Origin of the sequence: Rapidithrix thailandica, assembly GCF_039710355.1 — a bacterium.
In the GTDB taxonomy this organism is placed as follows: Bacteria; Bacteroidota; Bacteroidia; order Cytophagales; family Flammeovirgaceae; genus Rapidithrix; species Rapidithrix thailandica.
This window is the reverse complement of record NZ_JBDKWZ010000030.1, coordinates 14067-39743: the sequence shown is the minus strand read 5'-3', so window position 1 is coordinate 39743 and position 25677 is coordinate 14067. Positions and strand designations below refer to the sequence as shown.

General features: G+C 41.0%; 19 protein-coding genes. 7 read left to right on the top strand and 12 right to left on the bottom strand.

All coding sequences use genetic code 11. The features are described 5' to 3' along the window. Positions 1-117: 117 nt before the first annotated feature. Both AAG747_RS28700 and AAG747_RS28695 read right to left on the bottom strand, forming a co-directional pair. Positions 118-2559, bottom strand: coding sequence for an AAA family ATPase (locus AAG747_RS28700; RefSeq protein ID WP_346824708.1), 2442 nt, complete (start codon positions 2557-2559; stop codon positions 118-120). A 203-nt stretch (positions 2560-2762) separates the two neighbouring features. Beyond that, positions 2763-3863, bottom strand: a complete 1101-nt coding sequence (locus AAG747_RS28695) for a PKD domain-containing protein (protein WP_346824707.1) — start codon at positions 3861-3863, stop codon at positions 2763-2765. Positions 3864-5191: 1328 nt separating this feature from the next. Here AAG747_RS28695 and AAG747_RS28690 point away from each other — a divergent pair. From AAG747_RS28690 to AAG747_RS28665, 6 genes are all read left to right on the top strand, one after another. Beyond that, the gene (locus AAG747_RS28690; RefSeq protein ID WP_346824706.1) at positions 5192-5794 is read left to right on the top strand and encodes an NlpC/P60 family protein; all 603 of its coding nucleotides are present in this window, start codon (positions 5192-5194) and stop codon (positions 5792-5794) included. Then, positions 5787-6734, top strand: a complete 948-nt coding sequence (locus AAG747_RS28685) for a hypothetical protein (protein ID WP_346824705.1) — start codon at positions 5787-5789, stop codon at positions 6732-6734. The genes AAG747_RS28690 and AAG747_RS28685 overlap by 8 nt, the downstream gene beginning before the upstream one ends. Positions 6735-6738: 4 nt before the next feature. Further along, entirely contained in the window at positions 6739-7701 is a 963-nt protein-coding gene (locus tag AAG747_RS28680; protein WP_346824704.1) for a TssN family type VI secretion system protein, read from the top strand. Positions 7702-7753: 52 nt separating this feature from the next. After that, complete coding sequence (locus AAG747_RS28675; RefSeq protein ID WP_346824703.1) at positions 7754-8221, top strand: GPW/gp25 family protein; 468 nt, start codon at positions 7754-7756, stop codon at positions 8219-8221. A 17-nt stretch (positions 8222-8238) separates the two neighbouring features. Continuing rightward, a complete protein-coding gene (locus AAG747_RS28670; RefSeq protein WP_346824702.1) occupies positions 8239-10098 on the top strand; it encodes a type VI secretion system baseplate subunit TssF in 1860 nt (619 codons plus the stop codon). A gap of 198 nt (positions 10099-10296) precedes the next feature. Then, the gene (locus tag AAG747_RS28665; protein ID WP_346824700.1) at positions 10297-11157 is read left to right on the top strand and encodes an ester cyclase; all 861 of its coding nucleotides are present in this window, start codon (positions 10297-10299) and stop codon (positions 11155-11157) included. A 134-nt stretch (positions 11158-11291) separates the two neighbouring features. Here the strand turns inward: AAG747_RS28665 and AAG747_RS28660 are convergent, their stop codons facing one another. The 7 genes from AAG747_RS28660 to AAG747_RS28630 all read right to left on the bottom strand — a co-directional run bounded on the left by AAG747_RS28660 (position 11292) and on the right by AAG747_RS28630 (position 21620). Further along, the gene (locus AAG747_RS28660) at positions 11292-11849 is read right to left on the bottom strand and encodes a hypothetical protein (protein ID WP_346824699.1); all 558 of its coding nucleotides are present in this window, start codon (positions 11847-11849) and stop codon (positions 11292-11294) included. Positions 11850-11996: 147 nt separating this feature from the next. Continuing rightward, positions 11997-13316: an NHL domain-containing protein gene (locus AAG747_RS28655; protein ID WP_346824698.1), complete on the bottom strand. Its 1320-nt coding sequence runs from the start codon at positions 13314-13316 to the stop codon at positions 11997-11999. A 29-nt stretch (positions 13317-13345) separates the two neighbouring features. Then, positions 13346-14260 (bottom strand): phosphodiester glycosidase family protein, encoded by a 915-nt coding sequence (locus tag AAG747_RS28650; protein ID WP_346824697.1) that lies wholly within the window; start codon positions 14258-14260, stop codon positions 13346-13348. Between the two features lie 201 nt (positions 14261-14461). Then, positions 14462-15760 (bottom strand): RagB/SusD family nutrient uptake outer membrane protein, encoded by a 1299-nt coding sequence (locus AAG747_RS28645; protein WP_346824696.1) that lies wholly within the window; start codon positions 15758-15760, stop codon positions 14462-14464. Between the two features lie 16 nt (positions 15761-15776). Continuing rightward, a complete protein-coding gene (locus tag AAG747_RS28640) occupies positions 15777-19127 on the bottom strand; it encodes a TonB-dependent receptor (protein WP_346824695.1) in 3351 nt (1116 codons plus the stop codon). Between the two features lie 125 nt (positions 19128-19252). Beyond that, positions 19253-20440, bottom strand: a complete 1188-nt coding sequence (locus AAG747_RS28635; RefSeq protein ID WP_346824694.1) for a FecR family protein — start codon at positions 20438-20440, stop codon at positions 19253-19255. A 607-nt stretch (positions 20441-21047) separates the two neighbouring features. Further along, a complete protein-coding gene (locus AAG747_RS28630; RefSeq protein ID WP_346824693.1) occupies positions 21048-21620 on the bottom strand; it encodes an RNA polymerase sigma-70 factor in 573 nt (190 codons plus the stop codon). Between the two features lie 402 nt (positions 21621-22022). Between AAG747_RS28630 and AAG747_RS28625 the strand changes: the two genes are divergently transcribed. Further along, positions 22023-22781 carry a carboxypeptidase-like regulatory domain-containing protein gene (locus AAG747_RS28625; protein WP_346824692.1) on the top strand — a complete coding sequence of 253 codons (759 nt, stop codon included), beginning with the start codon at positions 22023-22025 and terminating at the stop codon, positions 22779-22781. A gap of 212 nt (positions 22782-22993) precedes the next feature. Here the strand turns inward: AAG747_RS28625 and AAG747_RS28620 are convergent, their stop codons facing one another. From AAG747_RS28620 to AAG747_RS28610, 3 genes are all read right to left on the bottom strand, one after another. Beyond that, positions 22994-23923 (bottom strand): ketopantoate reductase family protein, encoded by a 930-nt coding sequence (locus tag AAG747_RS28620; protein ID WP_346824691.1) that lies wholly within the window; start codon positions 23921-23923, stop codon positions 22994-22996. A 179-nt stretch (positions 23924-24102) separates the two neighbouring features. After that, positions 24103-24711: a hypothetical protein gene (locus AAG747_RS28615; RefSeq protein WP_346824690.1), complete on the bottom strand. Its 609-nt coding sequence runs from the start codon at positions 24709-24711 to the stop codon at positions 24103-24105. 28 nt (positions 24712-24739) lie between these two features. After that, the gene (locus AAG747_RS28610) at positions 24740-25252 is read right to left on the bottom strand and encodes a hypothetical protein (protein WP_346824689.1); all 513 of its coding nucleotides are present in this window, start codon (positions 25250-25252) and stop codon (positions 24740-24742) included. Between the last annotated feature and the right edge of the window lie 425 nt (positions 25253-25677).

Sequence of the window (25677 nt, the reverse complement as noted above, 5' to 3'; positions counted from 1 at the left end):
TTTATCAATTATCGCTCTAAGCTCGGATACTTCTTCTTGCAGTAATTTGACCCTGTACCTTTTCATCTTTTTTCTAAAGGTACTGAATTATTACGTTATTTTAAATTTTACTTAACACTAGTTAACTTTCCAGGAGAGTTTCCCATCTTCCAAGGCAATCCGCACAATATTCTCCGCTTTTACTTCATTGGCAATAATCTTTCTCGCCAAGGGGCGCCTCAACTCCGAACGAATGATTCCTTTTAACGGACGAGCACCATAGGTCGCATTGAAGCCGTTTTCCACCAAAAAGCGCTTGGCATCCGAATCGATTTCCAGACTGATATTCAATTCTTCCAACAAAGAAATCAATTCTTTCTTGAGGTGGATTTCAAAGATACCGGTCGCATTTTCTAAGGTAATCGGTCCGAAAGGAATGATTTCGGTCAAACGCCCTAAAAATTCCGGACGGAAATGGTTGGCCATAATCTCCATCAACTGATTGGAAGTAGGGTGCCCGTTTCCGTTGTTAATCTCATTGACAATATGTTGTGCCCCGATATTGGATGTAAATAAGACCAAGGCATTGGAAAAATCCCCTTCTTTCCCAAGCCTGTCGTGCAGCTTTCCTTCGTCCATGATCTGGAGGAAAACATCAAACACAGAAGGGTGAGCTTTTTCAATTTCATCAAATAGCACAATGGAATACGGTTTCTGTCTGATTTTATTTACCAAGAGTCCTCCTTCTTCATACCCTACATAGCCCGGAGGCGCTCCGTACAATAAGGCAGCCGAATGCTCTTCCTTAAATTCGGACATATCGAAACGGATGATGGCATTTTCGTCTTGAAACAGAAAGTCTGCCAGGGATTTGGCCAACTCTGTCTTTCCCGTTCCGGTCGGTCCGAGGAAGAAGAAAGAGCCGATCGGTTGCCCGGCCTTGGTCAGTCCTGAACGTGATTCCAGAATGGCTTCCGCAACAATCTGAATAGCCAAATCTTGTCCCACTACCCTTTTCTTAAGCGTCTCTTCCATGTTTTGCAAACGCTCCTGCTCTTCCGATTGAAGTTTACCCAGTGGAATCCCGGTTTTTTGCGCAACGATGGCCCGGACATCTACCTCTTCAATATGCTCTTTCTTATTCTCTGCAATACGGGTAAGTTTGGCAATAAGCACTTCCAGGTTTTGGATTTGTTCTTCGAGGTTTTCCGTCAGGATTTCCCCTTCCAAAGATCCTTCCTGAGTAAGTAAGTAATGTGCTTTTCGTTGCAAATCATCGTAAAACCAAGCCACTTCCTGCTCTTTGACCGCCTTGGGTTTTTCTTTCAAGGCTGCCAGTTTTTCCAGCAAATGCGTCTTATCTTTCAAGAAGGATTCCCCGGAGGTTTTGATCACCGACATTGTACGGTCAAGCAAATTCAAGGCGGATTCGGGCAAACTTTTTTCTTTCAAATACCGCTCTGCCAACCGGATAGACTCCCGGATGGTTTCATCGTTCACCTCAACCTCATGATGCTCCGTATACTCCTTTAAAGTGGATTTTATCATCCGGAAGGCTTTGTCTTCATCCGGCTCTTCTATTTTGATCACCTCAAAAATTCCCGACAGGCCTTCGTCTTTTTCTATTTTTTTAGTGTATTCATCCACCGTGGTGGTCACAATCAATGTGAGTCCTTTTGATACTTCACTTTTTAAAATATTGGAAATACCGGAATTGTCATTGTTTTTATCCAACAGGCCATGGATACCGTCAATCACTAAGATGGCTTTAGGAAAAGACTGGAGTTCTTGCAGGACTTTTTTCAGCCGGTCTTCGATATCACCTTTGTATGTAGCCCCGGCAATCAAGGTTCCAAGACTCAGTTCGTACACTACCGTACCGGCGAGTTTTTCGGGAACCTTTTCCTCTATGATCAAGCGAGCAAAGCCATCGATCAAAGCGGATTTTCCCACGCCGGGATACCCTTGCAACAAGACATTGGGCTTGGCGAAACGGCAGATAATTTCAGTGATTTCTTTCAGTTCTTTCTCCCTTCCGGCTATGTTCAGTTTTTTGTTTTTCAGCTTCTCCGTTTTGCTGATACAATATTTATGAATGAATTTGGCCGCGGAACGCTGTGTGGGGAGATTCCGCAACTCTTCATGTACATTGACTTCGTTTCGACCGTCCAGGAGTTCTGCACGGCTCACCGGAAAAGACTTCATCTGATCAAAATTAAAACCTACACCTGGTGTGGCCAAGGCCACCAATGCACAAAACAAATCCACTTCTTCCTTGTCTAACATTTCCCTGATTTGTTCGGCTTCCGCTATCACCGAATCGATGGAATCGTGTACTTCAGGGATGGCCGGCTCTATCGATTTGGGCGCTTCTTCCAGACGTACTTCCGCCCATTCTTCTATAAAATAGACATCGATTCCCATCGATTCTATTTCTTTTAAAAGCGAAAAATCACGGTGTAACCCGGCCTTCAACAGGTGGGCAGCTCCATATTCGATTTGTCTATGTTCTTCCGCTATTTTTTTGGCTAATTCAAGGGCATGGTTTAGCTCTGAGCTAAAAGGGTTTTTATTATTCATGAGATTCTTAAAAAGTAATTAGAATGATCGAGGAGGTAGACAGCTTCACCTTATCCTTACTTTTGTTAAGACTTGGCAAATGGTAAACACAGGTTGGATCCCTGTCAAAGCTGGTAAGGCAGCTTTCGCCACCTTACCCGGCAACATCGTATAGCCGTTTAACGGGCCGCATCAATGACGTAAGAAAAAAACCGGTTGATTGGTTATTTATCCTTATGCCAAATAAAAAATTTCTTGACTTTATAATCAATTGAAAACCCATCAATACAATTCAAATGATCTTTGGTCAATCGCAGGTTGTCAATTTTAATTTCTTTGCCTTGGATGGATTTACAAAATTGAGCAAACGAGATAATCTTATTGCTATTTTTGACCACAGGAATTTCAAAGTCATCACAAATATACTGGGCAAAATCCTCTTTGGTTTTCGCTTGAGCAGCGACTTGTAAGATCATCAACTCAAATTGTTCTTCGGAAATATCCGGAGCTAAAGCGGGCTTTTTGGGTTCCTCCGGCCGCTTTTCTTTTTTGGGCATAGGGGTCAGAGGAACATTGTCCAGGAATTCTTCCATGGGGTCCTTTTGAGGGTCACCTGGTGGCAATTCGAATTTTTCCACTTCTTTTTCATATACATATGCCTCAATCACCTCTTCATCATCATAGATTTGTTCCACAATTTCCCGGGGCTTTACAAAAACCGTTTGCTTGGCGATATGCTTTACATCCCCATTCACAATCAAAGAAATGGTCTTCTTTCCTGGTGAGAGGTACATATATACCGGAGCCGGTTCTGTTTTATCCAACCTCCCCGACTCTCCAAAACTCCATTCCCAAGAGAATACTTCTCCTTTGTATTTATACTTAAAGCGCACCGGCTCTCCTACTTTAATGGATTTGGGAGCTACGATCTTGGGCACCCTGGCCTGGTTCAGAATCTCTCCCAAACTCTTGATTTCAATTTGCTTTTCCATAGAACAGGACCCGTTGATGGTGAGGCTAACGGTATAAATGCCCGGCTCCTGATACCGATGCAGTGCTTGCTGCCTTTTCTCTATAGGCGAACCATCTCCAAAATCCCACTCCCACTTGTCGGCATTGGAAATCTCCGAATCAAATTGTATGATTTCACCTGTGGCAAATTTTTCGGCTATAACAAAAAACTTGGCATTATCACAATCTACGTAATTATTTAATTTGACGAAAAAAAAGAACAACCCCACGAGTAATATCAGAATGAATACGACTAATACACGCAGGTCAAAATTGGAAAATATGTTTATTGATTTGCTTTTTTCTTTTTTCATGTGAAAAATCTGCTATTTTCAATTGTATAATTAAGGATTCATCTAGTTTGTAGATTTAAACAATCAAAGGAGCGGTTGAGCAATAGTCACCTCTATACCTACAACATAATAAAGTTGTAAGGGCTAACTTGAATTAAATGAATATTTTGCTGACATAATCATTACAAGAAGGTGTATTTTATACCAAAAGAAGAGAATTAAGACAAGCTCTTACTTTTAAACCTTAATGATAAATAAAATTTGCATTTAAACAGGCCACAAGAATACTAAAATTTATACATTTTTTGGTAATTACTATAAGGAGTTTTTAGTTTTCAAGATAAAAAAATACTGGCTTTCAGATATTTCAAATACTCAACATTAACCCTTCACAGGGAATACATTGCCCATTTTACAACCTTTTGATGTACCATATTTATTGCATTTATATAGATTCAACCAAGCAAAACGCCCGGCAGATACTTAATTAAATGAAAAACATATAAAAAATACCCATTCCATTAAGTCTACCACAGGGGAATGACATGTAAGTTATCACTTAAAAATACCGTTTTACAGGAAATTTTTATTTAAACACGCATTCTCTTTGTTTGCCTCTCCACTTTTGTAAAAGATTATCAGAGAGTTATGAAAAAAGCACTACTTATACAAGGGTTTTACCCTAATGGTTCTTGTGAACTTTTGACCTTGTTAAGGCAAATCCGGTCCTCATTAAGCATACGCTTAGTTTGGTAGTTAAAAAAAATAAATCTAACTTCGTCATTTAGTCATACTATATAAGTATATGTTGGGAAGAATAGCAGTAAGGGCTTTTGAAAATACAATTTACCCGGGGCCTGGTACACTTTAATCAGGTAAACTAATTTAGGTAACAAAAGCTACTCAAAGCAAATTTCAATTAAAAAACAACAAAAATATTACATAGTTTAATAATGACTGTTTACATCCCAAAGGTCAATCTCTACTTAAGAAAGATACTCAGGGACTGCCACTACGGCTCCCCGTTGGAGAGATATTCAGATGACAATGTCCTTAACAGGATAAGTATCATAAGTTCTTGCAAGGTGCGGGATGCACGGGAAACTCATAACAATTTCATTTAAAAACTTACTTAGAACAGCGTATGGATTACTAGGAAAATCCTTTGTTTTCTATATACATTTAATGAAATACTATCGAAATGATACGAAAAATACTTCAGGTTGGAAGTCGCTTTTTTTTAACAAATGTCCTTCTATAGCATTCTCATTAGAATTGATCATAACTGAGTTAAACAGAGTCTAACTTTCATGAAACAAGCCGTTTTCTATATAACAGTTGCCGTTTTGATGATAAACGCAAGCTGCAAAAGCAAGAAATACATTTCAGAAATTCCCTATAAATTCAAGTTTGACAGAGATCAGATAGAATATGCCCTGTCTATCAAAAAGAACTTGAATGAGGACTCTATCATACAGGAATACGAAGAAGATTTGACCGAAAGAGAGCTGTATTTAAAAGAGAAATATTCGATCATCTTACAAGTAAAACCCAGTGAGATCAAGAATTATCCCTTTTACGATTTCATTGATCAAAAGATAGGGAAGCCCTATATTTCCGGAGAAGATTTGGAGGGAGTCAGCATGGCCTTTTTTGTCCAAGATCTTTTTGAATATACATATAAAGCCAAACTTCCCTCCACCCCTCTTGATATATTTAATTCCGCAGAGGTCAAATTATTTATGGGCCGCCCGTATTTAGAAGAAGGCGATTTGATTTTTTTACGATATAATAAAGACAATCCGATCTCCGATGTAATTGTCTACCTCAAAAACGGAAAGATAGTCGCCACCAATCCCAAAGGAGTTTTGTCGATTTATAACTTTTCAGAAGAGTATTTCCAAAAACGATATCTTGTATCAGGAAGATTAAAAACAAGTGACGATGAATGAGCACAATGGCATAGATATGTTTGAATTAGTCGATAAGATTAATTCATTTCATTTTGATATAAAAGTGGAAGTACTGCTGGCGGCCATTATCAGTAATCACTCATGGCTTGAACATAAGTTTTTAGTTAGTCATAAGGGGCAGTTTGTCAGAGCTTTCCGAAGGGAAATCCTGAGTAGTCAAATCACGGATTTTAATTTTGAAACCGACCAGTACGTACTGCTCAATGTCTCCAAGGACAGTATTTATGACATGCTACCCGAAGGGATTTTCCACTATCCCAAAAATGATAAAATTGGCCGGGATGTCTCTGAAATGACAGACGAGTACCGCAAGCAGAAAAAGGAAGAAGCAGAGGCGCGTAAGTTTTTTATGCCTTTTGAAAATGAATTTTTACTGCATGCCATCCACCGGGAGTCCTTGGAAAACGAATTGTTGTATGCGATCAACGGCTCCAGGCCTTTGGATTTTTTCTACCACTTTTGGGAGCTGGACACCAACTTGCCCCCCCTCCTGGTAGCCAAGATGATCAAATTACTTCCTTATATCCACAAAATCTCGGGTAATTTACAACTTACGGCTCAATGCCTGAGTTACATCCTGGACGAAGAAGTGGTTTACGAGGAAATCGGCTACCGGGAATTGTCCGAGTCAGAGCAAAACTCCATTGTGGGTGATATCGCTTTAGGGCTAGACATGATTCTTGGCGGCTCTTATATGGACTATTCCCTCTATGTAGAATTTAAAATCGGAGCCATCAAAGGCGGCAATGCCTGGTCTTATTTTCACCAAGGTCAGACCAAGAAGTTTATTGAGTTGTTTTATGAGTATTTTCTTCCCCTAGAAGTAGATGCCAAGACAACTGTGATTCTTTTAGAAGAAGAAGAGCAATTTTTTGTATCCCAACCCAATACGATGTTAGGCATAACCACTAGAATTTAAAGACATGATTCAAAAACCAAATTTTCACTTTAAATCCCTATTAGATACACAGCTGATCTTTGTCGTTTCAATCATACTGATCGTGACGGTAATCATCAGCATGCTGTTTATTGATAAGGTTAAGAACTTTAAAAAGGAGCACCGGTTCAAGTATTTTGTGTATTTGTTTTCGATGATGTTTGTGTCCGCATTAGTTGCCTTTATGGGGACCACCAGAGCCATCAAAGACCTTTTGAATGAATTTGTTTTTTACCAGGTATTGATGTTTTTACTGGGTGTGATTCACACCTTACTCTACCGGGAATACCTGAATAAATTCAACTTTAAAAACATGCTGATGGAGTTTTGGTTTAACTTTATCACCATGCTTTATATGCTTATCCCTTTCCTTGTGGTATACACCGTTTTTCACGGAATTACCTTCTCTTTCTACATGGTGCTCTGTATTCTACCCTTTCTGGTGCCTACCTGGGTTTACAACACCTTTGTCACGGCCATTGCCATTCCTGCCAAGGTATACCATACCTGGGCCGTTGACCTGATCGAAGGAGGGTACCCGGAGATCAGTGACGAAGAATACAAAGAACTCATTGTGATCACGCTGGTCTTTCAAAAAAGCCATGACGCCCTCAACAGAACCGAATTCAGAGCGAGAGCACCTATACGTATTGATTTCGGAAGAATGTTTTACTTTTTCATTAATGATTACAATATCAGAAACCCCGAAAGCAAAATTGAGATTAACGATGCAACAGGGATGCCTCAAAACTGGGTCTTTTACCTTAAGCCGGCCTGGTATAACGCTTCCAAATACGTAGACCCTAACCTGCCAATGTATATGAACGGGATAGAGGAAAACTCTGTCATTATCTGCGAGCGGGTAGATGCTTCGCTCGGAAAGAAAAAAGACGATTGGAATGAGGAGCCTGAAGAAAAAGAAACTGCAGAAGAACCGGCAGCCAATTAAACTCATCAAGATAACTCTACGGTCGTGAAAGGCATTGCATCTTTTACGACCTATGCCAAAACCCAATAACATCAAAGAAGAGATCATGCAAGGAACTTATTATAAAACCCCTATCAAATTCAATCACCTCTTTCAAAAAAAAGAACTTGAAAAGACCAGCCTGGAAGAATCCATAGCCCAGTACATCAATATGGTCGCTACGTCTTCCTTTGGAGAATGTAAATTTGATGAAACCTTTGGGTGCCGGTTTTGGGAAAATGACTTTGATTTATTGACAGATTATCAAACCTTAAAAGGGCGTATCTCCCGGGATTTGAAAGAAGCGATTGTCACCCACGAAAAAAGACTAAAACTTACCGAGGTAGACGTCCAAATCAAAGAAACGCAAATAGGCTCGCCTCATGCCACCATGAGGATGAAGAAAAAAGTATCCATTTACATCAAAGGCTTCGTGCGTAAAACCGACAGGCCTTTTGCCTTTCAAGGCTATTTCTATGTAGGCCCGCTTTCTTACTTATAGTCATTATTATCAGAATTATGGAGTCAAAGCAGAAAATAAAAGATCGTATTCTAAGAAGAGCCGCCCGGATTTGGGGATATTCTGACAGTGAGATAGAGACCAACTTTGATCCTATTGTGGCCATGCTTTTGGAAGCCTGTGGTACGGAGTTAGAAAAACTGTATGCCGAAGTGGACAACTCTCGCACCCGGGTGGTAGAACGCTTGATCGACATTATGTCTCCGGCTTCTTATTCAGGAGCCATTCCCGCCCATGCTATTGTGCATGCCCTGCCTGTGGAAAACAATACGCAGTTGGCATTTGACGATCAGTTCATCATCAAAAAGAACATCCCTAATATATACGAGCCCTCTAATCCCATTACCAAAGATATTTACTTTGGGAGTACGGGAGAGTTTACCTTGTCCAGGGCCAATGTGGCTTACCTTGCCTTTTCCAATACCATTTACCGGATGTCCGATTCTTTGTACAGGGAATTACAATTCAGGAGTAACAAATACATTCCCAAATCGGTACTTTGGGTTGGGGTCCGGGTATTTGAAGATTCACAAGTGTTGAATAAATTGATGTTCTACACGGACACCCGCAACAACCACCAACGGGATTTTTATTTCCATAACCTCAGGCAAGCCAATATCTATATCAATGGTCAGAAAATCAAATTTCGCGAGGGCTTCAATATGGTGTACCCGGACGTGGATATTGAAGCGGCTACCATTAAGAATTACGACAAAATCAATAAGGTATATGCCGATGTAAATAATTTTTACAGGGAAAAATTTTTCTACCTTGAAGATGAAATTGACCTGAATAAGTTACAACCGCAAACCCCTCAGGAGCTTAAGGATACCTTTGGAGAAGATTATATTGAGGACTCTACAGACTTGCTCTGGATGAAGGTCGAGTTTCCCGAAGCAATGGTGGCCGAAGTACTGGAGGAGATACATATGGGCTTGAACTGCTTTCCGGTCATCAACAAACAGTTAATGACGGTCTCTCAAAACATTGACCCTTTTATCAATTATATCCCTCTCAAAACCAATGATTTCTTTTTAGACATTGAAAATATCACGGATTCCCAATCCAATCAATATCATATCAAGCACTTTACTAAGGAAAACCTGGAAGAAGGGGACGCAACACTGAGAAACGGAGGGGTGGCAAGGTTCGGACAAAGAAGTGCCGCAGAACATATACAACACCTGCTGGATTTATTGAAAGACGAGGCCGCCTCGTTCTCTGTTATCGGAGGAGACTTTGTAGACAATCAATTAAAGCAACTTCACCAATTGATTGCCGCTCTGGAACAACAGGCCAACGAAAAACGCCTGATGAAAACGGACTACCCTTATGTGGTTCTCAAAGCCAAAATTTCAAAAGAGCAAATCCACAATGATTTCTTTAGCATCAAATTTTGGGCTACGGTAGGTGAAGATGCCAACGATATCAAATCAGGAATGAAACTCAACACATTACAAGGAGCTGCCTTCCAAGACTCTACTCTTTTCTTTGTTACGCCAACGGTAGGCGGAAGAGCCAAGCTCACCCACCAGGATAAAATTGCCGCCTATCGTGAAACATTGCTGACCAAAGGGCGAATTGTCACGGTGGCGGATATTAAAGCGTTTTGCTTCAACCACTTCAAACAAACGATTAAGTCCGTAGATGTTAAAAAAGGAACCGAAAAAGACAAATCCTTAAAACAAGGTTTTGTCCGGACCATCGAAATAATCCTGGAACGAAATACGGAGTTAAATCCTCAAATTTCAGATAACGAATGGGAGTACTTGCGAGACAGCTTTTTGCATAAACTTAAAAAAGTATCATCCAACGTATATCCTTATAAAATCAAAGAAAAAGGAGAGATTTCTCTATAGCATTTTCTTACTCTGAGTATCCGCTGCTTTCTGTTATCAGAGAGGAGTGGATATTTTTTTTTGCCCCTACTCCTTTTTCGTCTCTTCATGATACCCCTCCTTTTGCGCCAGTCGCCTCCTTCTTTTTAAGAATCAATGATTTTTTACAAGTATTTCCGTTCCCCATCTCTGAACTTTGAAAAAACAAAATTCAAGGACATGAGAACACTGACAACCAGGATATTAATCCTGCTCGCACTTATGTGGAGCAGCGGAATATCCAACGCCCAAAAAAGAAATCAAAACAACCATTCTAAAAAGAAGATTATGTTGACAACAGAAGCAAGAAATAAAGCAGTAGTTCGCGACCTCTATGAACGGGTTTTAAACAAAAGAGATTTTACTAAGCTTCAAGACCTGATTTCGGAAATATATACGGGACCCAATGGAAATAAAGGAGCGGAGGGATTTATGACTCCAATCAAAGAATTGCTCCGGGCCTTTCCTAACGCCCAATGGAAAATAGAATCTTTAATCGGAGAGGGAAATCAGGTGGTAGCGATCCAAGAATTAGTAGGCACGCATCAGGAAACATTCAAAAACATTCCGGCAACGGGTAAGTCAATTTCGAATCAGGGAATATTTGTGTACGAATTACAGAACGGTAAAATTATCAACAACCGGTTTCTTACCAACCGAATTGGCTTTTTGCAACAACTGGAAGCTCTTCCACCGGATGATGCTTTACTTTCCGACAAAAACGATCAAGTGTGTTTTATAGATAAATTTCAGATCCCGGTAAAAGCAGTTGATGAATTTATCGAACGTATGAACATCAACAGACAATTCATTAAACATTTACCGGGGTTTATTGATGATGCAGTGTATTCAAATACGGATACAGAAGGGAATATGACGCTAATTACCGTAGCGAAGTGGAAGAATAAAGAGGCCCTTCAAAAGGCCAAAGAAGCAGTGCATGCCAACTACGTGAAAGAAGGTTTTAACCCGCAAGAACTAATGAATCGGCTCAATATCACAATGGAACGGGGCACTTACCAAACAACACCCTTACCATAAAGGCCAACTTCGTATTCAGCCCTGTCTCATTGAAAGTAAAAAAAGCTTTCAATGAGACCTTATCATACAACACAAAACTTTTCTTGCACTCCATAACGGACAAGAGCATAAGTAGAGGAGTATTTTTTATAAAATCAAAGACCTTGATGAAGTTTCCATATTTTACTAAGACCGATAGCATCTGTCAGCAAACCCTTCACTTCGCCATTGTTATTCGCAGCTACTTTGTTTTGATGTTGATCAATATGCTCAATGAATTCAGCAAGCTTTTTTGGATCCTGGTCATTCATTTCTTTCCGCAATACTTTGATTACTTCACTCTTGGAAATATAAACCCGGTCCTCCCTATAAGAGGACGTTCCACCAGACTCATTTGTTAAATCATGTTTATAATAGATAAAACAAGGTTTATTTTCCGCATTAAAGTAATATTCAATTTGATAAATTCCCCCGTCTTCAAAACCCGCTTCTTGCTTTACATGATACAACCTGGGTCCTTCCGAGTAAAAATGAAAGGTAGAGCCACCACCAGGCCCGGTATCATCAAGCAAAAGAGACCTTCCATATCCAAACTCCATAAATTCTTGTACTTCTTTATACACGTTCTTTATTTCTAAAATCCGCGCATCTTCACTTTGTCCGAATGCAGAAGTACTCAACAAAGTGAACCATAATAATACATAGTGCCTCATAAAAAATAATGTTACTTCCACTGTATGATAAGTAAGAAATTAGATACGTATACAAAAAACATTCCTGCTTCTTCTAGTCTTTCATAAAAAATGCCTTCTCGTCAGGCGAGAAGGCATACATATTCAATTATTACCCTCTAAAACAGCTTATTTCAGTTCTATTTTCCGGATACGGTGGTTACCAAGATCAGCAACATAAACCCAATCCCCGGAAATAGCAACATCGGTCGGGCTGGTAAACCGGGCGGTAAATCCTACCCCATCCAAAAAGCCGGAAGTAGAACCTGCCACTGTGGATACATTGCCCCCGAAAATCATCCGGATTTTATGGTTATTCAAGTCTGCGACAATGATCATCCCACCATCGGCAGATACATCCAGGCCATACGGTTGGTTAAACGTGGCGGCGGCAGCCGGGCCGTCCTCTGCTCCTTGATCCCCATTGCCAGCAACCGTACTCACCGTGCCCTCCGGAGTAATTTTCCGGATGCGATGGTTTTTCCGGTCGGCAACATACAAATTGCCCGCCTTGTCCACTGCAATACCGGAGGGGTTTTGCAAAAGCGCGACAGATGCCTCGCCATCTTTATACCCGGCTTCTCCCCCGGCAATCGTACTGACCACTCCCTCCGGAGTAATTTTCCGGATGCGATGATTAATATTATCTGCAACATAAACCACCCCATGTTGGTCTACAGCCACATCAATAGGTTGATAAAATTGCGCACCCGAAGCAGATCCGTCTTTGTACCCGGAACTTCCGTTTCCGGCATAGGTACTCACCGTTCCATCTTTACTGATCTTCCGGATAACATGATTATCCCTGTCGGCGACAAAAATATTTCCTTCTTGGTCCACTGCCGGTTTCCAAGGATAGTTAAACCTCGCCTGATCCAACGTACCATTCACAAAGCCTTTAGTGCCATTACCTGTAAGGGTAATTACCTCCCCCTCCTGACTTACTTTGCGAATGCTGTTATTAGTTCTGTCAACCACAATTAGATTCCCATCCGGGTCCATTGCTACTCCTTCAGGGTTGCGAAAATAGGCATCAATACCTTTTCCATCGATGAGTCCATAATCACTATTCCCTGCCAATGTACTGACTTTATAGAACTTTTGAGGTTCCAAGTATGTAAAGAGAGCCGTCTGCCCTCCTGCTGTTGTTCCATTCACACTGACTTCCACTTGTGTTTCCCCATTTCCTGCAGGAGCTACCACTTGCATTCTGGTAGGACTCGCCTCAATTACGGTAGCAGACTTCCCAGCAAAGTTTACTTCGTTCTTATCTTTTACAGACGAAAAATTTCTTCCGTAAATCGTCACCACTTCTTTTGCCATTCCTCTTACCGGTTCGATTGACATCAATACCGGATCAAAATTCCGCTCCGGAAGATCATCCTCATCACAGGAAGTAAAGGCAAACAGCAAGGCCAATAAATATAAATGATTTAATTGAAGTTTCATGTTCAAGTGAGATTGGTTATTAAATACTATTATTCTGAAAGTACTGAAACAGCCCATCCGTTCGCCACAGGTCTAGGGTCGCCATCAGAAGGCCGGTTTCGGATATGCCATACATCCGCATCCGAATGCAAGGATACAAAAGTAGAGGAACCACCTCCATCCAGGTTGGCTGCATCTTTTACACCTAAAGCATAAAACACATCGGAAAGCTCTGACAAGGTCATCCCATTGGAATAGTCAAATTGCCTTCCGTCTACCACCATAAAATACACTTCTTCATTAGCGGTAATCCCTACGGCTGTCCTTGGATGCACTGCCTGGTTCGAAATCACGGGTTTTGCATAATCCTTAATCAACACATCCCCACCCCCCAAGGCATGTTCCAAGTTTTCTTTAAATTCCGGATACTCCTCCGTACTGCCTATTACCAGTTTTCCTTGTTTGTCCAAACCAAAAAACGAACGGTTTTCTAAAAGGCTGGTTCTTACAGCTTCCCCATTGACATGAACCACTCCTCTGGGTTCTCCGGTGCTCATATTAAAAAAATCTGCGTTGACGGCTGCCACTACTTTGCCCAAGGAAGCATCGACCCAAGGTAACATATCGGGAATGGTTTGCATAGCATACCCCGTAGAGCCATAGGGAGTGATGGGTACTAGCGAAAGCCCCTCTTGTTTCAAATCAACTTTAAAGAAAAATATACGCATTGTCAATCCACTCATCGATAGGTAATGAATGTCTGTTTCTTCTACTCCAGGCGCTACCGTAAAAGTCGTATCGGAAAATACTTTACTGATCAAGTTGGTACTGTCCAAAAGAGCTTGAGTAATGGGAGCATATTCGACATATGCCTCAGGCTTAACATCCTCACTCTTACAACTTATAGACAGGGGAATTAAAGAAAAGCTTAAAAGAAAGACGAAATATTTTATTTTATTATACATGATTTTCAGTCGTTAGAAGTAATAGAAGAAGCATTTGCGCTATTCTCCTCACAATCAACCCTTTTTACCTTCAGCCTCAAACAGCACATACACTCAACTTAGTTAGAAATTATCCTTTGGTAACTCTCCAAGGTTTAGCCGGATCATTTCCTTTCAACGCCAGGTTTTGAAGAGTTAGGTTTTCCTATTTTGATGATCAGCTTAATAACCGGGGTTCTGCTCCAACTTCTCGTTTAGCAACAACTCCGTTTCAGGAATGGGCAATAGCAACTCCCTATCGGCCAAGCCAATTTCCTCTTGTGCTTTTCCCGTTCGTACCAAGTCATACCATCTGAAACCTTCTGCGAAGAGTTCCCTGCGTCTTTCTTCCAGAATCAAGTCCAGGTATTGTTGTTCCGATGAGGCCGATACACTTCCCAACCCTCTTGCATTTCTCAATTCATTCAGGCGGTCGATTCCGCTCAGTCCTTGCCCTTCGGCACTGATCAAATACAATTCTGCAAGCCGGGTAATAACCAAAGGATCTGTCCCGGATTGACCACTGGGATATTTATTTACTACGTCCAAGCCCTCGTAAGTGTCAATAGAGATAGACGTTCTCAAATCTCCGGAGCTATACATATTCATCGCACCCGTGTTCGGCTTATAGACATACGAGCCGTTCAGAGGATGTGCATAGGTATAAAACAAGGTACTGAGATTAATACTCGACTCCATGGTAAGGTTTTCAAAGGCAAAAATCACCTCTGAATTTTGTTGTTTTCTAAAAATCTTACCGAAATCATCCAACTGAAATAAAGAAGAAGTAATTACACTTTCCGCATATGTAGCCGCTTCGTCCTTTTTCCCTTGGCTCAGTTTGGCCCGGGCCATTAGTGCCGAAGCGGCTTCGGAAGAGACAAAGTAAAAATCCCCTTTCAGGTCGGAACCAAACGATGGAGCCAGCTCGATTGCCAGGCTTAATTCTTCTTCAATAAATGCCCAAACAGACTCTTCCGAATCGCGCGGCAAGGTCTCCTGGGTATTTTCCTTGAGAATAGGGACAGCTCCCCAACGGGTAACCAACTGGTAGTATAGATAAGCCCTGAAATAATGTGCAGTACCTAAAATCTGATTTTTCCGGGCAGACTCGGGCATGGATGGAAGCGCAGTGATCAGCGTGTTAACTTGGTATAAAGCTTTAAAATAGCCGATCCATGAGTTTTTGATGATTCCGTATTCGGGACGTAGGATATTGCTGATAAAGGCGTTTGTTCCCCCACCCCCTACGGCACTGGCGTTGATCAAATCCCCGCCAATCAAATCAAAAGTGATATAAGATTCTCTTCCGGGTTTATTTTGCACCGAATTATAAACCCCTATCAACAAAGATTCGATGTCATTTTCCGTCAAGTCCGCAGAGGAGGATACTGCCGATCTTGGATATAGATCCAACTGACTCTCACAAGAGAACATCCATGGAGCACAAATCAAGAAAAAGAAAGTGAAATATTTATACATGTCTTAATAGGTTTTATTAGAAGCTGGCATTGATTCCGAAACTGAATGATCTGGGTTGAGGCAAATTGAAATTATCTTCAGCCATAAACCTCGGATCAAAATTCTTGGTCACCTCAGGGTCCAAGCCCGAGTACTTACTGATCAACCACAGGTTATCTCCTTGAAAGTACACCCGCAGTTTCGATAGTTTTAATTTGGAAGACAAATTTTCCGGAAGGGTATAACCCAAAGACAGGGAGCGCAAACGGATGTAAGACCCATCTTCCAAAAAGCGAGAGGAATTTTGGATATTATAACCACTTCCGTAGATAGCCCGGGGCACATCATTACTGCTGCCCGGCCCGGTCCAACGGTTCAAGGCGACCTCTTCTCTCATCCCCTGAAAACCAATTCCCAAACGATCGGTGACGATACGCCAAGGCGCATAGACCTCAAAGCCTTGGGCGTAGGTAAAAAACACATTAAAATCGAAGTTTTTATAGCGAAAGCGATTGTTCCATCCTCCATAAAAATCCGGATTGGATGAACCGATAACCTGACGGTCGTCCACATTGATCAAGCCATCTCCGTTGACATCTTCGTAATGGACGTCACCAGCCCTTACTCCTTGATCAAATAAGGTTTGAGGAATTTCTTCGTCCGACTGGAAAATACCCAACATTTTATACATATAAAAGCTGCCTACTTCTTCCCCTACTTGTAAAGTCCTGTTGGCCCCAATCAACAGTGGTTCGTCTCCTAACAGATTGGTCAATTCATTCCGGATAAAGGAAATATTAAAGTCAGAGGACCATTCCACCGGACCGAGGTTTTGATTTACATTCAACATAAACTCCAAGCCTTTGTTTTGCATAGAGCCGATGTTACTGGTGATACTGGTAAACCCACTGGTTGCATGGATAGGCATGCTGTACAATAAGTTGTTGGTATTTTTGACAAAATAATCCGTTGTGAAATTGATTTTGCCTTCGAATAAAGACAAGTCGATCCCAATATCAAATTGTTCGGCAGTTTCCCAGGTGAGGTTTTCATTCCCAAAAGTCGTAATGGCAATTCCGCTATTAGTTCCATAATTTGCACCTCCACCCATCAAGGCTTGATAGGCATAACTTCCGATGCCATCTTGGTTACCAGTGGCTCCAAAACTCGTCCGGACTTTCAATTCGGCCCCTTTTACATTCCAGAACTTTTCTTTTGAAACATTCCATCCTAAAGAGACGGAAGGGAAAGCTCCATAACGCTTGGCATTTGAAAACTTGGAAGAGCCATCGGCCCGCAGGGAGAGACTCATTAAATATTTACCTGCCCAAGAAAGGTTTACTCTGGAATAATAGGAATCCAAGGCACTTTCTCCGAAGCCTGTAGATGCTCCGGCAATTTCACCTGCCACGGAAATCACATCAAATGATGGGGAGGGGAAGCCTCTACCGTCTATATAAGAAGTACTTGTGCTGACTTTTTGGAACGAATGACCGACCAGTGCCGAAAAACTTAAATCGCCAAAGGTTTTATCATAATGCAAAGTATTTTCAATTAAGACATTTCCTATCAACCTTCTTCGATCCAGTATTCTACCACTTCCTGTTCCGTAAGGGTGCGTTGCTTTATAGTATAGAAAGTCCTCGGTATAGATTGCGTCTATTCCCAAAGAGTTCTCCAGGTACAGGTTTTTATGCAATTGCAGGTTGGCAAAGAAATTTCCCAGGTAACGGTAATTATCCAATTTTGCATCTTGCTCATTGATGATCTGTTGATTGTTATGAAAGATTAATTCTTCCGTACCACCCACATAATACTCCCCATTGGGTTTGTACGGACGATCGAATGGGCGTTGCCCTACACTTCTCAGCAATACGGAGGAACCTATATTCGAATTGGGTATCCGGTTGTTTCTGGAAAAACTCAACGTAGAGTTAGTTCCCACTTTCAACCAGTCTAACAACTTATGGTTGATATTTAACTTGCCCGTATATTTTCTAAACCGGTTGCTAATAATCACACCCTCTTGATCCAAATAACTCCCTGATACATAGAGTTTCGTTTTCTCCGTTCCACTGGAAAAAGACAGGTTTACATTCGTCATTTTTGCTTGTTGCAATACCAAATCTATCCAATCGGTATCATCAAGGCCCGGGTAAGGATTTTCCCTGTACCGGACAAAATTTTTGTCGCCCGGCTGATAACCGTTTTGTTGGTTATAATTGTTGATTCCTTCGTTGAGCACTTCCAGGTACAAATCCGAATCAGCCATTTTAACATTGTCTAAATTCGGCAAATTTTGCACCCCATAACTAGCGTTGATATCCAGTTTGGACACCCCCGATTTCCCGGTTTTTGTAGTGATGATGATCACTCCATTAGTAGCCCTGGAGCCGTAAATTGCCGCAGAAGCCGCATCTTTCAATACTTCGATGGATTCGATATCATTGGGGTTCAATTCCGCCAGGGGATTCATTCCTTCTCCTAAATTGTACAAGGCTGCATTATGGTTGACCAAGGGGATTCCGTCCACCACATACAAGGGTTCGTTTTGAGCACTTAACGAACCGATGCCCCGCACACTCACCCGCACATTGCTACCGGGTGTTCCTCCTCCGGCAGAAACCAACACTCCCGGCATTCTTCCTTGCACTAACTGATCGGGGCCTAATACAGGCCTTGTATCCACTTCGGAAGGTTTAAATGAAGAAATAGCACTGGTTACTTCATTGCGTTCCTGAGAGCCGTACCCGATCACCACCACTTCAGAAAGCGCACTGGTAGAAACCTGCATCGTGATGTCAATCTCCGTTCGCTTGTTTACTTGAATTTCCTGTGTGGTATAACCGATATAAGAAATGATCAGCACATCCTCTTCCTCAATGCCTGCCAAACGGTATTTACCCTCTTCATCGGAAATAGTCCCTTGCGTTTTTCCCTTGATCCGGATCGCTGCTCCGGGAAGCGGGGCCCCTCCTTCGTCATATACAGTACCCGTTACCGTAATGGCTTTAGGAAGGGATTCTTCTTTGGGCTTTATCACAATGTATTTGCCCATAAAGTTGTAAGAAAGGGGCTGTTTGACAAAAATCTGATTCAGTGCTTTTTCCAGGCTTATATTTTTTGCTCTGATACTGACCGGCTTGGCCATTTCCATCAACTCGTCATTGTAGATAAAATGATACTCCGTTTGGCTTTCAATGGCCTTTAATAAAGAGACTAAAGAGCTATTTTTTTCAGAGACGGTGATGACTTGCGAATGGCTTTTTGCCGTTAATTGAAAGCTCAAAGCCAGCGTCAAAAACAAGGTCAACCTCATAATCCATAAAGGTTTTGGAGGGGCATAGAAGTACCAGCCCCTACCTTTGAACAGATACGTTAATTTCATACATTTGCAGTTTCAAGGTGATAAATTCAAGTTATATGTCGAAATCTAGCGAGAAGTAAGCCTTGTGTGTACCGGTGACATCCCCACGTTACCGGTATTTTTATGGTTACTCTTTGCTACTGTGTTTAAGATGATGGCATCACATAGAGTTTCTGGTTTTTAATTTCAAATTTTATAGATCCGGAGAGTTCTAACATTTTCAATACCTGTGACAAATTGGTGTCTTTGGTAATAGTGCCCGAATAGTGCTTTTGTGGCAAATCACCCGTGAAATGTACCTCTATTTCATACCACCTTTCCAATTGTCTTAACAAGTCGTCCAGCCGGGTTCCGTTAAACAGGAAATAACCGTTTTTCCATGCTACCGCTTCTTTCGAATCCACATCCGCCACCTGGACGTCCTCTCCTACCTGGGCTTGTTGCCCCGGTACAATAATCTGTGTACGTTGTTGATTTCCCACCTCTACGGAACCCTCCAACAGAGTGGTTTTTGTGAGCGGTTCATTTTCATATGCCTTAATATTGAAATGGGTACCCAATACTTTGACCACTGTGCCCCGGGCTTCTACGGTAAACGGTGCTTGCTTGTCAGGGCTGACTTCAAAATAGGCTTCTCCATTCAAGACAACATGCCTTCTGTCTTTTTCAAACTGGCTGGGATACCGGAGAGTAGTAGCCGAATTCAACCACACTTTACTCCCATCGGACAAGACGATTTGATACTTCCCTCCCTTCGGAATCTCAATAGTGTGGTATTCAGTAAGCGGTACTTTCCTTTCATCCCCCTCAAGCAATTTATAAATCACTTGTTGGTCAATCTTTACAATTTGCATCCCTTCTTCTTCATTCACCAATCCTTCTTCAAGGTCTTGCAGAGGAAGTACGGAACCATCGGCCAAAATCAGCCGGGCTTTGTCCGTTCCTGGTAAGACATCGTTTTGAACAATTTCCTCTTGTTGAGCTGCAGATTTTTGAGACTCTTGCATTCCGTATTTCCAGATGCCCATAGCAGCTATCCATAAAATTAAAATTGCGGCCGCTGCATATCTTCCAAAATTCTGGAATTGAGGCATTTGCTTTTTCCGGGTTTTGCTTTGCATTTTTTCAAAAGCAGCCTTTGAATCTATCGCAGCAAAAAAGTCAAGTTCTTTTTTCAGGCGGTTCTCATCCTTAACCTTCTCCATAAACGCCCTATTACTTTTACTTATTGAAAGCCATTTATCCAGCTTTTCTTTTTCCCCTGGACTGAGTGGGTGTTCAAGGCTTTTGAGAATGAGCCTGACGATTTGATCTATGTATTTATGTTCTTCCATGGGTTTACTTCTATCCTTATTACACCTTCGAAGAAAAAGTGGGTGAAAAGAAGAGTCATTTTTTTTAAAAAAATTTAAATCAAGTGACCCGTCCTAGAATTCGTTGACAGGTTAACGTTGTTAAATTATCCGGGGAGTTATCTTTACTCCCAAGCTTGTTTTTTTGTATTTTGCTCCTTCGGAGCTTTGACTACATTTCCTATATTTCAGGACTGCACCCTGAATTATTGGATGGCGTCCCTCCGGGACTTTTAGGAGAGTTGATCTTAAAAATCCCTGTCAAACTTACCAGAAATATCCCGGTGTTTTTTTTAAGGAAAGGACTGATTTTGATGAACTCCATAACCTGCAAATCAACCACATCCTCCGCCTTGGATGAGCATCCCTAAGGAGTGGATAAAGACCGTTACAATTACCAGACTGGCCGTCCGCAGGAAACTTTGCCGAAAAGGACCAAGAGACCGATCGGAATGCTTTTGAACTGAGGATGCATGATGAAAAAAAACAAACTTCCCATCCCTTAGTGACCTAAAAACCTGGCCGTTCCGGACCCAAAGGGGCCAAATCATACAGCCAAGGGAACAGCCCTTGGAGGAAAAAGAAGATGTCAAATAGGAAAACAAAGTGCTATCAAGTACAGCATTTCGGGGCGGATTCTCATTCGAAGCAATTGAAGCCCTCTTTGTTTTTGTGTTTTTACGGTGTTCACGGAGATATCCAATTGTTGCGCGATCTCTTTGTTAGACTTTCCTTCCAAATAGCCTAACCGGGAAATCTGTTGGCAGGCTTCGGGCAGGGTTTCGATAGCCGCATGCAATTCAGCCAAGACTTCGGCATAGATCATCGCATCGATTACAGTTGAGTCTTCCACAGAGTTATTTTCAACCTGATCTATATACTTATCCCGTACTTTATAATGCCGGATCAGATTCATACTGGCATTTTTTACCGCTTTGTATAAATAGTTTTGAATGGCCGGTTTTGAGGCTGGAACATCCTGTCTGTTATCCCAAAATTTGATAAAGACTTCTTGAACGATGTCTTCGGCATTTTCTTGATCTTTGACTAACTGAAATGAAAAGTACACTAATTTCTTATAGAATTCTTGAAAGAGTTCTTCCAAGGTAAACTGGTTTTCAAAAGAGCTTTTATATGTAGTGTTTTTATAACTCATTTTCATTTAAAACAGGTAGTTGTAGTAGCATAGAGTAAATTAATCAGGCAAATACATTCATCTTTTCATAGAATCCAATTGAAAACCAAGGTAATATACAGATTATTCCAGAAGCACAAAAATACTCCTTTGCTTTGTTATAATTTTTCAATCCACATTATCCTTTTGTTAAAAAGCAATGAACTTTAAAATGTATATCCAATCTGGCAACCGGACACGCGATCGTTACTCCCGCATAAAAATACATCTACACTGAACCGTGATTCAATATCAAGACCACACTTTGGCAAAAAAATCATGCATTTCTTTTTCAAAAGGTTTTGTATAATTTCAATCAATAACTATTTTCAGGGATATTACTATCCATAAAACCTTATAAGAAAGCCAAAAACCCGTGATTTCACCACTATGGAAAACCCAACTTTTAATAAATTAAACCTGTCGAAACTAAAGATTTGTAACCAGTATTGGGAGGAAATGGAACCCACCGAAGGTGGTAGAATTTGTACCAAATGTTCTAACCTCATCCGTGATTTCAGGGGAAAAAGTGATTTGGAAATTGCGCTGACCTATATCAATTCAGAAGGACCGGTGTGCGGACTGTATTCAGAAGAGCAGTTGAAAAACAAAAATGTAAATAAAGCAAGAATCCAAAACAACTGGTGGAAATCTGCTTTTTTAGCTCTCGCTACCCTCTTTACCTCAGAAAATACTTTGGCAAGCGATGCCCCTACCCAACCGCAAATAGAACTTTTACACTCTGAAAACGCTCGGTTAGGTGAACAAGTAGTGAAAGGCAAGAATAAGCAAGTTAGTGTTTCTGACAGTGTGGAGATTCAAGGTAAGGTAACAGATGCAACAGACATGATGCCTATCTATGGTATCATGATAGTGGTTAAAGAAACCAATATCCATACTTTTACGGATGTAGATGGTAAGTATACAATTCAAATACCTAACTCCCTTTGGAATCAAGGTGATGCAGCTTTGGTCTTTACCTTTATTGGCTATGCACAAAAAGAGCTAACTGTAGGTCCTTCTCATTCTTATATTCATGATGTGTCTCTGTCTCGACAAATGGAATTAACCGAGTTTGTGGTTTCTACTAAACGCCCTCCGTTGCACAAAAGAGTATGGCGCTGGTTGACCAAACCGTTTCGAAAATAAGACCTATGCCCCAAACCCTTATTCAATCATCCAAGAGGCGGCCTATATTCGACTCTTTTTGCTGAATGAGTAACAAGGTGAATAGACCGCTATAGCTTTTCGACTTTCTCTACTTCATTCGCTATTTTGCTCGGTCACTATATGTTAAACAGGGTCCGGGGCATATTTTTTTCAATCCATTATCTGAACGTTTCGGTCAACAGGTTTGCAGTTCAACCATGCTTTAATTGATCATTTATTCGCTCATAATATGGTGTATCCATTCCGTATTGCTTACCAGTCTCGATCACATAGTCCACCAAAAAGGCTTTTTCCGTACGGTTGTGCTTTTCAAAATCCAGTTGAAGGGAGGATTTGGACTCGTAAGGAAATTGAGTCAAGAGAGTTTTTAAGTTCGTTATATCATCGTTGGATAGCGAAATGTTTTTCGCCTGAGCTAACAATTGAACCTCCCGCATCAAACCATCCAAGGTTTTCATTAATTCCTCATTCTCTAACAATTGGCCAAATGTCACTTGAAAAGCGCTGGTCACAGATGCCACCGGAGAAAGAAATAGAAACTTTTTCCACAGTACTTTTTTAATTTCTTCTTCATAGGTAATGTCCAGTCCTCCCTTGCGCAACAGCTCAACCAACCACGCGTACTCTTCTTGTTTTTCTCCTCCAATAAAAATTTTTCCCGGTCCTCCCGCATGCAGGATGTAGCCTTTCTCTTTCACATTCGATACCACATAAATACAGCCTTCCAAAACCTTTCCCCGACCGGGTAACGTCTGTTGAATGACTTCTTTTGCATTCACCATATTTTGAAGCGGAATGATCACCGTATTTTCACCAATACAGCCCTTGTACTCTTCCAGCAGGGAGGCCAGTGAGTAAGACTTACAAGCAATGAGTAAGACATCCAAAGTTCCGATTTCCGCAGGATCATCCGAAGCCATACCGGGAAATACGGTTTCTATTACGCCATTGGACTCAAAGGTTAAACCCTTTTGCCGGATACGCTCTTTGGTTTCTCCTCTACAGATAAAAATAACTTGCACATCTTCCTTCTCTTTATAGGTCTTTACAAGGGGGGCACCGATAAATCCACCCACGCCTCCTAATCCGGCTATTCCTATTTTTTGATTCCCTGAATTCATACTTTTTGAGTTTGGTTTTAAAATGATTCCGGATACAAAGAAAAGGAGTAAGTTAAGAGAATTTGCAGTCATTTTACGAAGTTTATCAAACAACACACCGGGCATTCCCCTTCCCGGTACAAACAAACTTTGGTGCAAGCACCCAAAAAGCCAACTGAATTTTAACTGTTCAAGCTTCTCTACTTTTGGGACAACTTCCGTTTAATTTTTTGAAAGTCCGTCCCATCCCATTTCAGCTCAATTTCATAGTCTATATTTTTATCTTCAAACTCGTCCTCCATCCAGGTATTTAGCGTAGCGCTGATTACCTGCGAGGGAACCTCCATAAACAGGGATACATTGCTGTCATATTCCGATACATTGGCAAACCGGTGTTCTTCAGTAAAAAAATCCTTCGCTTTAACAGACGGTAATAGTTGTACTTTCCATACCTTTTCATCTTCCATTTGCCATGTTTCAATCATTGAGGTTCGTTCGTTTTCAGTATAAGAAAGGATAACCTGTGAGCCAAAATTACTTACCAATGGTATTAAGTGCACAATTGAATTTCCATACTTACACTCAATACTCAACAAAGTATCTTGAGAACGAATAATTTTCCAAACCTCCGATTCTCCATTTTTAAGTAAAATATTTTTCTCTTCACTCAAAATCCCCTCTGTAGTATAATCAAAAAGAGAGTTGGGAGCTTTCGCCAGAAAATCTAATAATTTGGCACCTTCCATCGCTTGCACATTTAGAATACTGTAATCTATCAGAATTACTAAACATAGAATCATCACTTTCATCTAATTATGTATTAAAATTTACTTGCCATCACGCCACTTTTAATACCCGGGATAACACCTGCAAGCGTTGGATATATTCCTCCTTGAATTTCCATTGAGAGGCAAATCCGGCCCAAAGTTTTTGCCTGTCTATTGCCAAGCGGAGAATGGGCTTGATCTCCGGATCAATGGTTCCTTCATCTATTAACTGTCCGAACCCTGTAGCAATCACTGAGACATCCAAGGTATAAATATATTGATGTTCATCAAAATCCGAATTTTCCAACTGCGCCTGAATTCTTTTCCTATCCAATAAGCTCTCATTGTACTCTGCGAACTCCATTTCCCCTACACTTTCTATCGTCCATTGTAAGCACCCCAGAATGGGTTTATCCGGAAATACCCTCTTCCATCTTCTGAACTCACTTAAGGCTGTAAACCCTTCATCCGAGCCAAAAGGGGCCAATTCATCTATTCCACTCCAAAAAAATGCCTCTGGTATCAGTTCAAGGGCTCGCGTATGGGCTCGCTCTTTGTCAATGCCATAAAAATCTTCTTCCATGATCATTTGTTAATTTTCAATAAGAGGTTCCCTCCTATTTTTCAAGAACCTGTCAAAAGCCAAAAACTATTTGAGTACAGTATAAATACCGTTTCAAAGGTACTAAAATTCAAAGATTTTTCAAAAACATTAACTCCCCCTCCAACTCATTCCATGAAGTGGTTTAAACGTATAATTTTTGACCGAAAATGGAATCAAAACCGGCTCATCAAGGCACTTTTTGAAGAGAATAACCAAAGCTATTGTTGAAAAAAGTAACACAGAGGAGGCGTGTTTAAAACATTTTTTAAGGAAAAGAAAAAGGTTAATTCGCTTCAATTACAATTTTGAAACCCTTGTTGTAAAAAACAAAGCTTCACTCACCCTATAGCGCAGTTGAAGCTTGTATTGATTTGTTACTACTGGGATACGGACTGCCCGAATCC

Bases quoted from the DNA above. Each gene is read 5' to 3' on its own strand.
- AAG747_RS28630 (WP_346824693.1), bottom strand. From the start codon at position 21,620: ATGAAAATGAGTTATAAAAACACTACATATAAAAGCTCTTTTGAAAAC.
- AAG747_RS28670 (WP_346824702.1), top strand. From the start codon at position 8,239: ATGGAGTCAAAGCAGAAAATAAAAGATCGTATTCTAAGAAGAGCCGCC.
- AAG747_RS28660 (WP_346824699.1), bottom strand. From the start codon at position 11,849: ATGAGGCACTATGTATTATTATGGTTCACTTTGTTGAGTACTTCTGCA.
- AAG747_RS28615 (WP_346824690.1), bottom strand. From the start codon at position 24,711: ATGAAAGTGATGATTCTATGTTTAGTAATTCTGATAGATTACAGTATT.
- AAG747_RS28645 (WP_346824696.1), bottom strand. From the start codon at position 15,760: ATGTATAAATATTTCACTTTCTTTTTCTTGATTTGTGCTCCATGGATG.
- AAG747_RS28700 (WP_346824708.1), bottom strand. From the start codon at position 2,559: ATGAATAATAAAAACCCTTTTAGCTCAGAGCTAAACCATGCCCTTGAA.
- AAG747_RS28610 (WP_346824689.1), bottom strand. From the start codon at position 25,252: ATGGAAGAAGATTTTTATGGCATTGACAAAGAGCGAGCCCATACGCGA.
- AAG747_RS28620 (WP_346824691.1), bottom strand. From the start codon at position 23,923: ATGAATTCAGGGAATCAAAAAATAGGAATAGCCGGATTAGGAGGCGTG.
- AAG747_RS28680 (WP_346824704.1), top strand. From the start codon at position 6,739: ATGATTCAAAAACCAAATTTTCACTTTAAATCCCTATTAGATACACAG.
- AAG747_RS28695 (WP_346824707.1), bottom strand. From the start codon at position 3,863: ATGAAAAAAGAAAAAAGCAAATCAATAAACATATTTTCCAATTTTGAC.
- AAG747_RS28675 (WP_346824703.1), top strand. From the start codon at position 7,754: ATGCCAAAACCCAATAACATCAAAGAAGAGATCATGCAAGGAACTTAT.
- AAG747_RS28655 (WP_346824698.1), bottom strand. From the start codon at position 13,316: ATGAAACTTCAATTAAATCATTTATATTTATTGGCCTTGCTGTTTGCC.
- AAG747_RS28665 (WP_346824700.1), top strand. From the start codon at position 10,297: ATGAGAACACTGACAACCAGGATATTAATCCTGCTCGCACTTATGTGG.
- AAG747_RS28650 (WP_346824697.1), bottom strand. From the start codon at position 14,260: ATGTATAATAAAATAAAATATTTCGTCTTTCTTTTAAGCTTTTCTTTA.
- AAG747_RS28625 (WP_346824692.1), top strand. From the start codon at position 22,023: ATGGAAAACCCAACTTTTAATAAATTAAACCTGTCGAAACTAAAGATT.
- AAG747_RS28635 (WP_346824694.1), bottom strand. From the start codon at position 20,440: ATGGAAGAACATAAATACATAGATCAAATCGTCAGGCTCATTCTCAAA.
- AAG747_RS28690 (WP_346824706.1), top strand. From the start codon at position 5,192: ATGATAAACGCAAGCTGCAAAAGCAAGAAATACATTTCAGAAATTCCC.
- AAG747_RS28640 (WP_346824695.1), bottom strand. From the start codon at position 19,127: ATGAAATTAACGTATCTGTTCAAAGGTAGGGGCTGGTACTTCTATGCC.
- AAG747_RS28685 (WP_346824705.1), top strand. From the start codon at position 5,787: ATGAATGAGCACAATGGCATAGATATGTTTGAATTAGTCGATAAGATT.